The 12,620-nt window shown below is 74.5% G+C and carries 11 protein-coding genes and 1 pseudogene; 9 read left to right on the top strand and 3 right to left on the bottom strand.

Annotation, left to right across the window (positions count from 1 at the left end; translation table 11 throughout):
- Positions 1 to 109 precede the first annotated feature (109 nt).
- Positions 110 to 1,393, bottom strand: coding sequence for a pyroglutamyl peptidase (locus E6U81_RS30110; RefSeq protein ID WP_136233190.1), 1,284 nt, complete (start codon positions 1,391 to 1,393; stop codon positions 110 to 112).
- 206 nt (positions 1,394 to 1,599) lie between these two features.
- Here E6U81_RS30110 and E6U81_RS40100 point away from each other — a divergent pair.
- From E6U81_RS40100 to E6U81_RS30090, 5 genes and pseudogenes are all read left to right on the top strand, one after another.
- A pseudogene (locus E6U81_RS40100) lies at positions 1,600 to 1,672 on the top strand.
- 65 nt (positions 1,673 to 1,737) lie between these two features.
- Entirely contained in the window at positions 1,738 to 2,877 is a 1,140-nt protein-coding gene (locus tag E6U81_RS30105) for a gala protein (protein ID WP_136233189.1), read from the top strand.
- Positions 2,874 to 4,556 (top strand): ankyrin repeat domain-containing protein, encoded by a 1,683-nt coding sequence (locus tag E6U81_RS30100; RefSeq protein WP_240804097.1) that lies wholly within the window; start codon positions 2,874 to 2,876, stop codon positions 4,554 to 4,556. Before E6U81_RS30105 ends, E6U81_RS30100 begins: the two co-directional genes overlap by 4 nt.
- A complete protein-coding gene (locus E6U81_RS30095; RefSeq protein ID WP_240804096.1) occupies positions 4,553 to 5,776 on the top strand; it encodes an AAA family ATPase in 1,224 nt (407 codons plus the stop codon). The genes E6U81_RS30100 and E6U81_RS30095 overlap by 4 nt, the downstream gene beginning before the upstream one ends.
- A 16-nt stretch (positions 5,777 to 5,792) precedes the next feature.
- Entirely contained in the window at positions 5,793 to 6,992 is a 1,200-nt protein-coding gene (locus tag E6U81_RS30090) for a VWA-like domain-containing protein (protein WP_136233188.1), read from the top strand.
- 9 nt (positions 6,993 to 7,001) lie between these two features.
- On the opposite strand, the gene E6U81_RS30085 is transcribed toward E6U81_RS30090, so the two are convergent.
- On the bottom strand, positions 7,002 to 7,733 hold the full coding sequence (locus tag E6U81_RS30085; RefSeq protein WP_136233187.1) for an alpha/beta fold hydrolase: 732 nt from the start codon (positions 7,731 to 7,733) through the stop codon (positions 7,002 to 7,004).
- Positions 7,734 to 7,820: 87 nt separating this feature from the next.
- Between E6U81_RS30085 and E6U81_RS30080 the strand changes: the two genes are divergently transcribed.
- A complete protein-coding gene (locus E6U81_RS30080) occupies positions 7,821 to 8,276 on the top strand; it encodes a hypothetical protein (RefSeq protein WP_136233186.1) in 456 nt (151 codons plus the stop codon).
- Positions 8,277 to 8,352: 76 nt separating this feature from the next.
- Here the strand turns inward: E6U81_RS30080 and E6U81_RS30075 are convergent, their stop codons facing one another.
- Positions 8,353 to 9,831 carry a hypothetical protein gene (locus E6U81_RS30075; protein ID WP_240804095.1) on the bottom strand — a complete coding sequence of 493 codons (1,479 nt, stop codon included), beginning with the start codon at positions 9,829 to 9,831 and terminating at the stop codon, positions 8,353 to 8,355.
- Positions 9,832 to 9,970: 139 nt separating this feature from the next.
- On the opposite strand from E6U81_RS30075, the gene E6U81_RS30070 reads away from it, so the two are divergent.
- From E6U81_RS30070 to E6U81_RS30060, 3 genes are read left to right on the top strand one after another with little or no spacing between them, the layout of a single operon-like run.
- Positions 9,971 to 10,675: a VanZ family protein gene (locus E6U81_RS30070; RefSeq protein WP_136233185.1), complete on the top strand. Its 705-nt coding sequence runs from the start codon at positions 9,971 to 9,973 to the stop codon at positions 10,673 to 10,675.
- A gap of 40 nt (positions 10,676 to 10,715) precedes the next feature.
- Positions 10,716 to 11,411 carry a response regulator transcription factor gene (locus E6U81_RS30065; RefSeq protein ID WP_136233184.1) on the top strand — a complete coding sequence of 232 codons (696 nt, stop codon included), beginning with the start codon at positions 10,716 to 10,718 and terminating at the stop codon, positions 11,409 to 11,411.
- Positions 11,404 to 12,486: a HAMP domain-containing sensor histidine kinase gene (locus E6U81_RS30060; protein WP_136233183.1), complete on the top strand. Its 1,083-nt coding sequence runs from the start codon at positions 11,404 to 11,406 to the stop codon at positions 12,484 to 12,486. Before E6U81_RS30065 ends, E6U81_RS30060 begins: the two co-directional genes overlap by 8 nt.
- Positions 12,487 to 12,620: the final 134 nt, after the last annotated feature.

Raw genomic sequence — 12,620 nt, 5'->3', positions numbered from 1 at the left:
GGCGTGTGTACGCATCCGGAACGGGCTGCCATCCTGCCCCATGGAGGGGTGACGCACCGCAGGCGGGGCCATCGTAGACGGCGCGGTCGGGCGGCGGGCGCGGCGGCGACTACCGTCGTACGGCGGCGTGTTCGAGGACGGCGCGGACCTCCGCGGTGATGGCGCTCTCGTTGCGTTCGAACTCGGGGCCCGTCAGCAGCTGGGGGTCGGCCGGCAGGCCGGTGAGCACCGGGGTGTGGAGGTGGCCGCCGGGCAGGTGCGGGGCGAGTTCGGCGCGCAGCCGGTTGGAGCGGTAGGCGACCTCGTTGGACAGGTAGCCTCCCCCGCCGCCGGCGACGGCGCGGGAGCCGGGCGTCGGGCCGTCGGTCCGGTCGACGGGAGCCGTGGCGCCCGCCGGGATCTCGGTCACGTCGCTGTTGAGGAGGACCGGGTACGGGGTCTGTACGGCGGCGGTGACCGCGTCGGCGGGGAGGGTGGTGCGGATGAACTCCGGGCCGGGGCCGAGGCCGGGGGCCGTCACCGGATGTTCGCGGGTGCCGCCGGAGAGGGCGCGCGCGTTGTCGGGGTACGGGTCGGCGGACCGCGCCCGTCCGGCCCAGTCCTCCAGGGTGAAGATGCCGGGGTAGCCCTGGCTGACGGTGGTGATGATGTCGGCCGAGGCGGGGCCGGCCGCCAGGTGCGGGGCGAACGCCCGCTCCACCATTCCGGCGTCGAAGTCGGCGTACCGCACGGGCAGGACGACGGCGCGGATCTCGGCCGGGGTGCCGTCGGCGAGGGTGATCCGCCGTCCGTTGAGCTGGAGGGCGGCCGATCCGGACGGGTTGGCGCGGCGGATCTCCGCGTCGAGCCCGAAGGGGTCGAATCCGCTGATGAAGATCCTTCGTACGCCGGGTGCCGTGCGGAAGGCGTTGTCGGTGAGGCCGCGGGAGGCGTCCTCGAAGCGGGCGCGGAGCGTCGGCTTGTCCGCGGGGAACTCCGGCTGCCAGCGGGCGAGTGCGGCGGTCATGCCGAGCCGTGCCCAGTACAGCGGCCGGTCGTCCCCGGGGGCGAGGTCGCCGCCGGGGCGCTGGCTCTGGGCCCGCCGTACGGAGGCCTGCCAGAGGGCCTGGCCCCAGGAGTCGAGGAGCCGTTCGGCCTCGGCACGGCTGCGCGTGGTGCACAGGGCGGCGGGGAATCGCCGGACGAAGTCCCCGAAGCCGGCGCGCTCGACGAGGGTGGTGGTGCGGGGGTCCGCGAGCCGTGACTGTTCGGCGTCGAGCGGTACGGACGCCGGTGGCCGGCAGGCGGCCTCGCCGTCGGCGGCGTGTGAGGCGTGCGCGGGTGAGGCGACCGAGAGGGGGAGGACGGTGACGAGGAGGGCTGCGGCCGATGCCGCACGACGTAAGAGCATCATGCGATGTGACATTACATAGCGACCTCCACCCCCACCAGACACACCGGCCGCAGCCGAGCGGACTGGCTCAACTCCATTGCTGACGCGTCCGGTTCGGCATGCGGGGACGGGCCGCGTCCGGCACCGACCCGCGGTGTCCGGCGGCATCCGGCCGCCCAAACTGGTGATCGATTTTCGGCCGCCGTGTGGGTATGATCGCCGGCAGCAAGGCCGTAGCGCAGAGGTCGTCGCGCCCACGCATCGAGCTGGAGGACGTCGGTTCGAATCCGACCGGTCTTGCGTCTACCTCTGCAGTACGTCGTGATGGACGCCGGGCACCGGCGAAGGAAACCGGTGGAGTGGTGATGACACAGCCGACACCCGTACGGTGCCCCGCGATCGAGCACCCCGACCTGCCACCGGCCGACCCGGCCGGCCTCGACCCGCTGCTCGCCCGGCTCGCCGCGGACCGGCCCGTCGAGACCGACGAGACCTTCCCGCTCGGCACGCTGCGCGCCGACGGCCGCGTCGACCTCTGCAAGCAGGGGCTCGGACCGGCCGGGGCCGCCCGGCTGCTGCCGGCCGCCGCCGCCTCCGCGCACGCCACCCACCTGCTCCTCGGCACCAACGCCATCGGTGACGCGGGCGCCCGCACCCTGGCCGGGGTCCTCGGCGCCGCCGGCCACGGGCTGCACACCCTCTACCTCGGCTGCAACCGGATCGGCCCCGACGGCGCGGCCTCCCTCGCCGGTGCGCTCGCCGACGACCCCACCGTCCGCGCCCTCTGGCTCAAGCGGAACCCGCTCCACGAGGACGGCGCCCGCATCCTGGCCGCGCTGCTGCGCCGCAACACCGCCCTGCGCACCCTCGACCTGGTCAACACCGGGATCGGCGCCGACGGCGTACGCCTCGTGCTCGACGCGCTGCTGGAGCGCGAACAGCCCCTGGAACGGCTCTTCCTCGGCGGCAACGGCCTCGGCCCCCACGCCGCCCCGCTGCTGGCGGCCCTGATCCGGGATGCCGGCGTACGCGAGCTGTACGTCCCCGCCAACCACCTCGGGGACGAGGGCGTCGCGGCCCTCGCCGCGGCCGCGGCCGAATCCGCGCACCCGGTCCGCCTCGGGCTCGGCGGCAACGGAATCGGCGCCGCCGGAGCACGCGCGCTGGCCGCCTCCCTCGGCGGCATCGAAGCGCTCGACCTGGGCCGGACCCTGTCCGAGCGCAGCCTCGGGGCTCCCGGCAACCACCCGGGCGACGAAGGGGCGTACGCCCTGGCCGCCGCCCTCCCGGGCAGCCCTCTGCGCAGGCTGGACCTGCGCCACACCGGCCTGACCGGACGGGGTGCGAAGCGCCTGCTCGCGGCGGTGCACGACGACAGCCGGCTGGAGTACGTGGGCCTCGGCCCCGGACTCCCCCGCCGCGTGAAGCGCTCCTTCACCGAACGGCTCCGCCCCGCCCGGGCCGCCCATCCCGACGTGCGGGCCATCGGCAGCGTGTACCGGTGAGCCTGGCGAACGCAGTACTCACCGGCGGCTTCACGGCGGAGGACGGCCCGGCCTGGCAGCGGATCCGCCGCTACGCCGTTCCCGGCTGGATGATCACGCGGGCCACCGGGCACCGGCTGGCCGGTGACTGGCGGGCGGCCTGCGCGGCCGCCGCCGTGGACGTCGGCTTCGAGCTGCCCGACATCGGCGCCCGCTACGGCGCCTCCGTGGCCGAGGCCGTGGCCGAGGACCTGCGCCACCTCGCCCCGGACCTGCTGCGCTGGCACCTGCCCCGGCTCCTGGGCGGCCGCACCACCATCACCCCCGACCTGCGGATCGTACTGGCCACCTACGGCGGCCCCGGTGGGCCGGCCCTGTCGGTCACCACACCCGTCCTGACCGAGGGCTCGCAACGGCTGCGCCTGCACTGCGCGCCCGTCACCGCCGAGTGGAACACGTACACGGGGCGCGGTTTCGTCCCGGAGGACTGGACCTCGATCCGGCCGTTCTGGGACGCCCGCCGCGCATCCGGGCTGGGCGCGCGCTTCGCCGAACCGGAGGGCCTCGCCGAGCGGATCGCGCGGCTGCGGGCCGCCGGGGACACGGTCGGCGCCTTCGCGGCCGCCGGTATCACCTGCGACCTGACCGTCCCCACTCCGCAGTCGTACCAGCGTCCGGCGGACCCGGAGGCCCTGCTCGCGCAGCTGCCCGCCGACCTCACCCGGCTCGCACCTGAGGCGGTGCGGCTCGTGGCGGCCGGGGCGGGCGACCGGTACCGGATCCCGCTGAACTGGCGCTGCTCCCTCCTGCTGGAACCCTCCGGTCCCGGCGCGCTCCGGGCCCGCGTGATCGAACCGGCCGAGGCGGCCACCGTCCCGCTCCTGCCCCGGTACGCCTGGCAGCGGCTCCCCGATCTCGAACTGGTGCGGACCGGCCGGATCTCCCCGCGCGAGCTGCACCCGCTGGTGGCCGCCGCCCTGTTCCCCGGAGCCGGCCCGGCGGTGGGCCCACCCGGTCCCGACGCGGGCGGCCCCGTACGGGTGCGCTGTCGCGGCGGGTGGCACGAGGTGCGCTCGCGGGGCGGGGTACTGGACGTGCCGCACACTCCCGAGGAGCAGCAACGGGAGCGCGCGATGCGGGCGTTCGGGGGCGCGGTCTCGGGCTGCTTCGCCGTCCAGCAGATGTGGACCACGGGCGAGGGCCGGCTGCCCCGCGGCCTCCGGGCCCAGCGGCACGAGCTCTTCCTGCGCGTCCAGCACGGCGACACCCCTGGTGTGGTGTCGCTGCTGGACGCCGGCGTGGACCCCCGGATCCGGGACGCCCGCCGACGGGGACTGCTGCATGGGCTCCACCTGCTCGACCACGAGGTGCTGCTGCCGCGGCTGCTGGCGGCCGGACTCGACCTGGAGGCACGGGACGAGGCGGAGCGCACGCCGCTGATGTCGGCGGTGCACTGGGGCGGTTCGGCGGAGCTGGTGAGGGCCCTGCTGGCGGCCGGGGCCCGGATCGACGTCATCGACGGGATGGAACTGTCGCTGTCCCAGGAGATCCGCCGCTACAAGCGCGCCGACCTCGCCTTCCTCCGGAACCGCGTCGACGAGGAGTTCCCCGGCATCGGGGCCGACTGGTTCGACGAGCACATGGAGTACCGGGAGGAAGAAGAAAGCGAAGAAGAAGAAGAAGGGGACGACGGCGTATGAGTGCGCATATGAAGGCCGATGCGCATGCGGCGCAGGTGCGGCCCGCCCGGGCCCTGGCCGCCGCCGACGCCCTGGGCGCACGGCTGAGCGCCACCCGCACCGAGCCCGCCACCAACCCCCAACTGGAAGCACTGGCACTGGCCGTGACGGCCAATCAGCCCGTTCTCCTGTGGGGCGAGCCGGGCATCGGCAAGTCCGCCGGCATGGGGCAGCTCGCCGCCGCGCTCGGCGTCCCGCTGGAGACCGTCATCGCCAGCGTCCACGAGCCCTCCGACTTCGCCGGACTGCCCATCGTCGGCGACGACCCGGCCACCACCGGCGTCCCCATGGCCCCACCGGACTGGGCGGTGCGCCTCGCCCGCACCGGACACGGGCTGCTGTTCTTCGACGAGCTGTCCTCCGCCCCGCCGGCCGTGCAGGCGGCCCTGCTGCGCGTGGTCCTGGAGCGCCGCGTCGGGAGCCTCGAACTCCCCGCGGCGGTACGGATCGTCGCCGCGGCCAATCCGCCGGCCAGCGCCGCGGACGGCTGGCACCTCAGCCCGCCGCTCGCCAACCGCTTCGTCCACCTCGACTGGACGCACAACCCGCGCACGGTCGCCCGCGGCATGGCCGGCACCTGGCCCGAGGTGGCGATCCCCACGGTCGACCCCGGCCGGGCTTCCGGGGCGGTGGCCCGTGCCCGCGGTGCCGTGTCCGGCTTCCTCACCGCCCGGCCGGGCCTGGTCCACCACATGCCGGCCGAGGCCGCCGGGCGGGGCCGCGGCTGGCCCTCGCCCCGTACCTGGGAGATGGCCCTGCGGCTGCTGGCCACGGGGTCCGCGGCCTCCACGGGCCGGGAGGCACTGGCCGCCGCGCTCACCGGCGCCGTCGGCGAAGCCGCCGGGATCGAGCTGCTCTCGTACCTCGAACACCTCGACCTGCCCGACCCCGACCGGGTACTGGCCGACCCGGACGCCTTCGCCCTGCCCGAGCGCGGCGACCGGCAGCTGGCCTTCCTCATCGCCGTGGTCGCGGCCGTGCAGAGCGAACTCACCCGCCCCCGCTGGGAGGCGGCCTGGGCGGTCCTCGCCAAGGCAGTGGACGCGGGCGTGCCCGATGTCGCCGCCCGCGCCGCCGCCGACCTCGCCGCCATGCGCGACCTCGACTGGCCGGTGCCCGCCGGCATCGACGCCTTCGTGGAACTGCTCCAGCTGTCCGGCGCGCTGCCGGGCGGCAGCTGAGTCCGGGCGGTCCGCCGTGCGCCCGGACCCGGCCCCGCACCTGGACCGTGCGAAGCTGCTGGCCGCCCGCTACAAGGCGGCCGAGGCCCGTCCGTACCTCGCCTCCGCGCTGTACGCCCTGACCGTGGTCCCCTCGGCCGGGGTGCGCACCATGGGCGTCGACCGGCACTGGCGCTGCTACGTCTCCCCCGCCTTCGTCGAGGCGACCGAAGTCGTCGAACTGGCCGGGGTGTGGATCCACGAGGTGGCGCACCTGCTGCGCGACCACCACGGCCGGGCGGAGCGGCTGCCCGCCGCCGACCAGCGCGACCACGTCAGGGTGAACATCGCCCAGGACTGCGAGATCAACGACGATCTGCTCGCCGACGGGCTGGCGCTGCCCGAGGGCCGGATGGAGCCCCGGCTCTACGGCCTGCCCACGGGCGGCCTGTTCGAGACGTACCTGCCGGCGATTCCCCCGACGCCCCACGGGCCGGACTGCGGCTCCGGCGCCCACGGCAACCCCGGGCCGTGGGAGCTGGGAGAGGGCGGCCCCGCCCGGGTCGGCCCGGTGGAGGCGGAGGCGCTGCGCCGGCAGACCGCCGAGGCCGTACGCGACCACCGGCGCACCCGGGGGCGGATCCCCGCGGGCTGGGCCCGCTGGGCCGAGGAGCTCCTGGAACCCACCGTCGACTGGCGCCAGGCCCTGGCGGGAGCGGTCCGTGAGGCCGCCGCCTGGGCGGCCGGCGCGGTCGACTACACGTACCGCCGCCCCTCGCGCCGCACCCCGGCGCTCGGCGGCCGGGTGGTGCTGCCCAGCCTGCGCAGGCCCCTGCCGCGGGTGGCCGTCGTCGTCGACACCTCGGGGTCGATGGGCCCGGACGACCTCGCGGCCGCGCTCGCCGAAGTCACCGGCGTGCTGCGGGAGGTGGGCGTCGGCGGCAACCGCGTCGCCGTCCTGGCGTGCGATGCCGACGTGCACGCCGTGACGCGGGTGCGCAGTGCCGGGGAGGTGACCCTGGCCGGCGGCGGAGGCACGGACATGCGGGTCGGCATCGGCGCGGCGCTGGCCCTGCCCGACCGGCCGAACATGGTGGTCGTGCTGACCGACGGGTACACGCCGTGGCCGGACGAGACGCCGTCCTGCCGCCTGATCGCCGCGCTCATCGGGGAGGACCCGCCCGCTCCCCCGTCGTGGGTGGAGACCGTACGCGTCGCCGGGCCCGGCCCGGCGTAGCCCGTGCGGTCAGCCGCGCACCGGGAGCTGCAGGGCGAAGCGGCGAACGGCGTCCGTGAACGCCTCTGGATCGTCGAAGTTCGCGAGGTGCCTCGCCCGTGGGACCAGTTCGATGCGGGCGTCCGGGTGCGCGCGGGCGAATTCCCGCTCGCCGGAACGGAAGACGGTGTCCTTCTCGCCGTTCAGGATGAGCACGGGCGCATCCACGTGGCGCATCGCGGACGCCTCGAAGCGGCCCAGCACCTCGCCCCAGGCAGCCGGCAGGGTATGGAAGGCGTAGCCCGCGCGGATGGTCGCCCCGACCACCTCGGGAGGGTAGAGCCGGCGCAGCAGGCGGTCGTTCCACCGGGCCAGCCGGTCCGCCGGTACGCGCCCGACGAGCCCGGCGGCCCACCGGTACGGGAGCGCCCACGCACCGGTCGTGGAGGCGCTGGCCCCCGCGAGGACCAGCCCCCGCAGCAGTTCCGGGCGGCACCGCGCGAACTCCAGCGCCGCGTATCCGCCGAGGGAGTGCCCGACGACCAGCGCTGGTCCGCGGCCGAGGGAGCCCACCGCGGCCGCGATGACCTCCGAGGCCGCGCCGAGGCTCCAGGGCTGGGCGGAGCGGGAGCCGTGGCCCGGCAGGTCCACTGCGGTCACCGGGAAGTCCTGCTGGAGGGCGGCGAGTTGCGGACTCCACTGCCCCGCGCTGAACCGCGTCCCGTGCACGAGGACGATGGGTGGTGCGTCCGCGGCCGCCATGGGTCCCCCTTGATCCAAGATCTCCTCGAACCAACCCTACCGGCGGGGCAGTTCACGTCCGGGCCGGGTGTTGGCATGATCGGGATCATGACGCATCACCCCCACCTGCCGACCACCGAGTCGGCCGTCGCCGCGATAAGAGCCGTCGCGGCCCAGTACCAGCGGGCCATGGCCGTCACCGAGGACATCGGCGCCGACCGGACGTCGCGGAGGAGCTCCGCGCCACTGTTCTCCGTCGCCGATCCCGACGGGTCCCTGCCCCATGAGGCGTTCGTGGAGCTGGGCGGCAGCCCGGCGGTCGGCATTCGGCTCTTCCCCGAGGACGACGCGGAGATCACAGTGGACGGGGTGGAGTTCCAGGACCTCCCACGCGACTGCGTCCCACCGTTCCTGACGGCCGTCTACAGCGGACTGGCCTTCGTCAAAGGCAGGTTCTTCCCACCGGGCTACCACCTCTACGTCCCCCTTCCCGGCGACGAGACCTACAAGGAACGCGTCCCCGGCGTCGCCCTCACGCCCTGGCTCTCCGGACGGGTCCGCTGACACGACCTGCCCGGGCCCGCGCCGTTCGAGACCGGGCGGCGAGGTGGCGCGGGCCGAACCGGTCCGGGGGTGCCCGTCAGCGGGGCAGGTCCGCCAGGTCCAGCAGGGCGTGCAGGCGGGCGGTCGGCAGGCCCGGGTTGGCCGCGGCGCCCTCGGCCGTCGCCGGGTCGTGGAGGAGCGCCTCCAGGACGTCCGCGGTGAGGAGCGGGTTGGCCGCGGCGGCCCGGCGGACGCGGTCGTCCGGGTCGGTGAGCAGTTCCACGGGTGGCCGCCCGAGCGTCGGATCGGCGGCAGCCAGGGCCCGTACTTCCGGGTCCTCGTGGTCGAGCAGGTGGGAGAGGCCGGTCCGCGGCAGCCTGGACTGCATCAGCAGGTGGGGACGTTGCCGGGGGCGGGCGACGAAGGCCGCGAGGACGGTCTCGGCGGGAGCCAGCGGGTGCCACGAGGCCAGCCGGTGCCGGACCTCCTCGACCGGGTCCTCCGCCAGCCGTGCCACCAGATCGGCGGGCAGCGTGGGACACTTCGCGGCCGCCAGGCGCAGCACCACTTCCTCGGACTCGGCACAGGCCCGGTACCACTGCGGATCCGGCCCGGTGTACGGCTCGGTGCACGGCTCCAGGATCGGGCAGAGGCACTCCCAGTCGCGGGGATCCTCCGCCATCTCGTGATCCACGGCCCAGCATTGCGCTGTGGTGCGGGGCAGCGGCTGCACCCGGGCGCGGGTGCGCACCCGCTCGTGGGGATCCTCCGCCAGCACTTCCCACACCGCCGGATCGAGGTCGGCCCGGGCGGCGACCCGCTCGCGCACCGCGGGGTCGGCGTCGCGGGCGAGCCGGGCGACGGCGTGCGGGGGTGTGTAGGGGTTGCCTGCGACGGACCAGCGGAACTCCGGATCGGCCAGGGCCTCCTCGAGAACGGCATCCGACAGCGCGTAGTTGTTGAGAACCATCCACCGGTAGTGGCCGGGGGCGGGGAAGACCGCCCCCATGCCTGCCGGGTCCGCCGCGCTGACCCAGTACTCGGCGGATGCCCGGACGTCCGGATCGGGGTCGTTCAGCAACGCCTCCTGCTCCTCGGCGGTGAGCCCGCTCCACACGTCCGTTGCGAGGCCTCGCACAGTGGGGTGCTCGTGCCCGCGCATCCTGTACCGGAAGGAGGGAGTCACCTGCCTGGAGAACATGAGTTCCTGCAGGATCTCATTGACAGTGAGGAGCTCGGGTTCGCCGCTGTCCTCGGCGGTCAGCAAGGTCACGAGGACGTCGTCCGGCAGTGGTCGCTGCTGACGAGGGCGCGGGCGGGGTCCCCCGGCGACGGTCGCGCGGACCATGACGTGGGGGTCCGAGGCCAGACGGCCGCGGTGGGCGGGCGCGGCATGCGCGTTGCGGGCCAAGGACCGGCGGACCTTCACCTCCGGGTGCGCGACCACCGCGTCTACGACCTCGTCGGGCAGGGTGCGCTCCTCACAGAGGAGTTGCCGGGCCGCTCCGGCGGCCGGGTCCAGGAGTCGCAGCAGGACCTCGGCGGGGGCTCCCCGGTTGGCCGCGACGCCGCGCATCCACAGGTCCGTCGGGGCAGGAGCTGAGCAAGCGGAGGAAGCAGAAGGCGACATGGGCATCCGGACATCATCGCGTGTATCGCGGGTGTATCGAAAACCCCATACGCCACCGCAACGGCCGTGCGTTTCCAATGGGGGCATGAACCACGACGCATCCCTGCCGCCACCGCCCCGCCGTACGCGCGGGATCCTGCTCCTGGGCCTGGCGGTCCTCGGTTTGGCGGGTGCCGCTTTCGTCCTGCGGAAGCCGCTCATGATGTCCGCGCCGACGTGCATGGCCGGGCGGTGGCACGGCTGCTACGACACGTTCAACGGTGTGGTGCTCATGACGCTGGTCACGCTGCCGCCGGCGGGGCTGGTGGCGTGGGTTCTGGCGCGCCGTCGCCGTGCCGCGGGCGTCGCCTCGGCGTGGCGGCTGTCGCTGGCCGAGGTGGGGATGGTGCACGGGACGGTGCCGTGGGTGTGGATGATCCTGATGCCGGGCGCCGGGGCCGGTGTCGTTCCGGGCCGGGTGAGCCTCGTACCGCTGCGGGATCTGGTCACGATGGGGCCGCTCGGGATCGTGGGCAACCTGCTGGTCTTCGCGTCGCTGGGGTTCTTCGCGCCGATGCGGTTCGCGGCGCTGGCGTCCGTGCCGCGGATCCTGGCACTCGGGGCGGGCTGCTCGGCGCTGGTGGAGAGCGCGCAGTACGTGCTGTGGCTGGACCGGGTGTCGTCGGTGGACGACGTACTGGTCAACGCCGCCGGTGCCGCCCTGGCCGCGGCGGCGTCGCGCCGCTGGTGGCGGACGGCGGGGCGGACGCCGTCGAACGGTCCGCGGCCCGCGCTGGTGTCGTCGGGCTGAGCATACGCCGGCGATATGGAGCGCCGCTTAGGCTTCCGGCATGCGCGTACTGATCGTGGAGGACGAGCCCTACCTGGCCGAGGCAGTCCGTGACGGTCTGCGGCTGGAGGCGATCGCCGCCGACATCGCCGGCGACGGCGACACCGCCCTCGAACTGCTCAGCGTCCACTCCTACGACCTCGCGGTCCTCGACCGGGACATCCCCGGCCCCTCCGGCGACGAGGTCGCCCGTCGCATCGTCGCCTCCGGCCGCGGTATCCCGATCCTCATGCTGACCGCTGCCGACCGGATCGACGACAAGGCGTCCGGCTTCGGGCTGGGAGCCGACGACTACCTGACGAAACCGTTCGAGCTGCGCGAGCTGGTCCTGCGGCTGCGTGCGCTCGACCGCAGGCGCGCGTACGCCCGGCCCCCGGTCCGCGAGATCGCGGGCCTGCGGGTCGATCCCTTCCGCCGGGAGGTGTTCCGCGACGGACGCTACGTCGCGCTCACCCGCAAGCAGTTCGCGGTACTGGAAGTCCTGGTGGCCGCCGAGGGCGGGGTCGTCAGCGCGGAAGAGCTGCTGGAACGGGCCTGGGACGAGAACGTCGACCCGCTCACCAACGCCGTACGCATCACCGTGTCCGCGCTGCGCAAGCGGCTCGGCGAACCGTGGGTCATCGCGACGGTACCCGGAGTCGGCTACCGCATCGAGACCGGTACGGACACCACGGCTGGCGGCAGCACGCATGCGTAGGCGCCGGGGGCTCAGCGCCCGGCTGAAGCTCGCCCTCAGCTACGCCGGGTTCCTCCTCGTCGCCGGCGCTCTCCTGCTCGCCGTGGTGTGGTGGTTCCTGCTGCGCTACGTACCGGACAACTCGCAGGGCCTTCTCGGGATCTCACCCAACCGCTACCTCCTGGTGCGCACCTTCGCCCCCGCCGCGGCCGCGGCGATGGCCTTCCTGCTCGTGTTCGGCCTCGCGGGCGGATGGATCCTCGCCGGCCGGATGCTCAGGCCCCTCACGCTGATCACGGATGCGGCGCGGACGGCCGGGCGGGGCTCTCTGTCCCACCGGATCCGCATGGAGGGCCGCCAGGACGAGTTCCGCGAACTCTCCGACGCCTTCGACTCGATGCTCGAACAGCTGGAGTCCCACGTCGCCGAGCAGCAGCGGTTCGCCGCGAACGCCTCCCACGAACTGCGCACCCCGCTGGCGATCTCGCGGACGCTCCTCGACGTCGCCCGCAAGGACCCCGGGCAGGACCGCGGCGAGCTGATCGAGCGTCTGTACGCGGTGAACACTCGGGCGATCGACCTGACCGAGGCCCTCCTGCTGCTCTCCCGCGGTGACCGCGGGAACTTCACCCGGGAGAGCGTCGACCTCTCCCTGGTCGCCGAGGAAGCCGCCGAGACGCTGCTCCCCCTCGCGGAGCAGCACCGGATCACCCTCGACGTGACCGGCGGCGCGGCCCGGACCAGCGGCTCCGCGGAACTGCTGCTGCGGATGACGACGAACCTCGTCCAGAACGCCGTGGTCCACAACCTCCCCGCCGGCGGCACCGTGACCGTCCACACGCAGGCGGACGGCGGCACGAGCGTGCTGCGCGTCGAGAACACGGGCCGTGTGCTCCCCGAGGACCTGGTGCCGACCCTCACCGAGCCCTTCCGGCGCGGAACGGACCGGGTACGCACCGACGAGCACGCCGGCGTCGGCCTCGGTCTGGCCATCGTGCACAGCATCGTCCGCGCCCACGACGGCACCCTCGCCCTCGCCCCGCGCCCGGCCGGCGGCCTCGTCGCCACGGTCCGGCTCCCCGCAGCGCCGCCCTAGGGTCTGTCGTCAAAGTGATCTTGCGTTGTGGATCATGGTCGGGTGATACGTCGCCATGAACTGTCGGACGCTGAGTGGGAACTCGTGCAGCCGTTGCTGCCTCGGCCCGTGCTGGGGCGGCCGCGGCTGGACGA

The organism is Streptomyces sp. A0592, from assembly GCF_004795115.1.
Lineage (GTDB): Bacteria > Actinomycetota > Actinomycetes > Streptomycetales > Streptomycetaceae > Streptomyces > Streptomyces erythrochromogenes.
The sequence above is the reverse complement of the archived record's forward strand: the minus strand, read 5'-3'. Positions and strand labels throughout refer to the sequence as shown.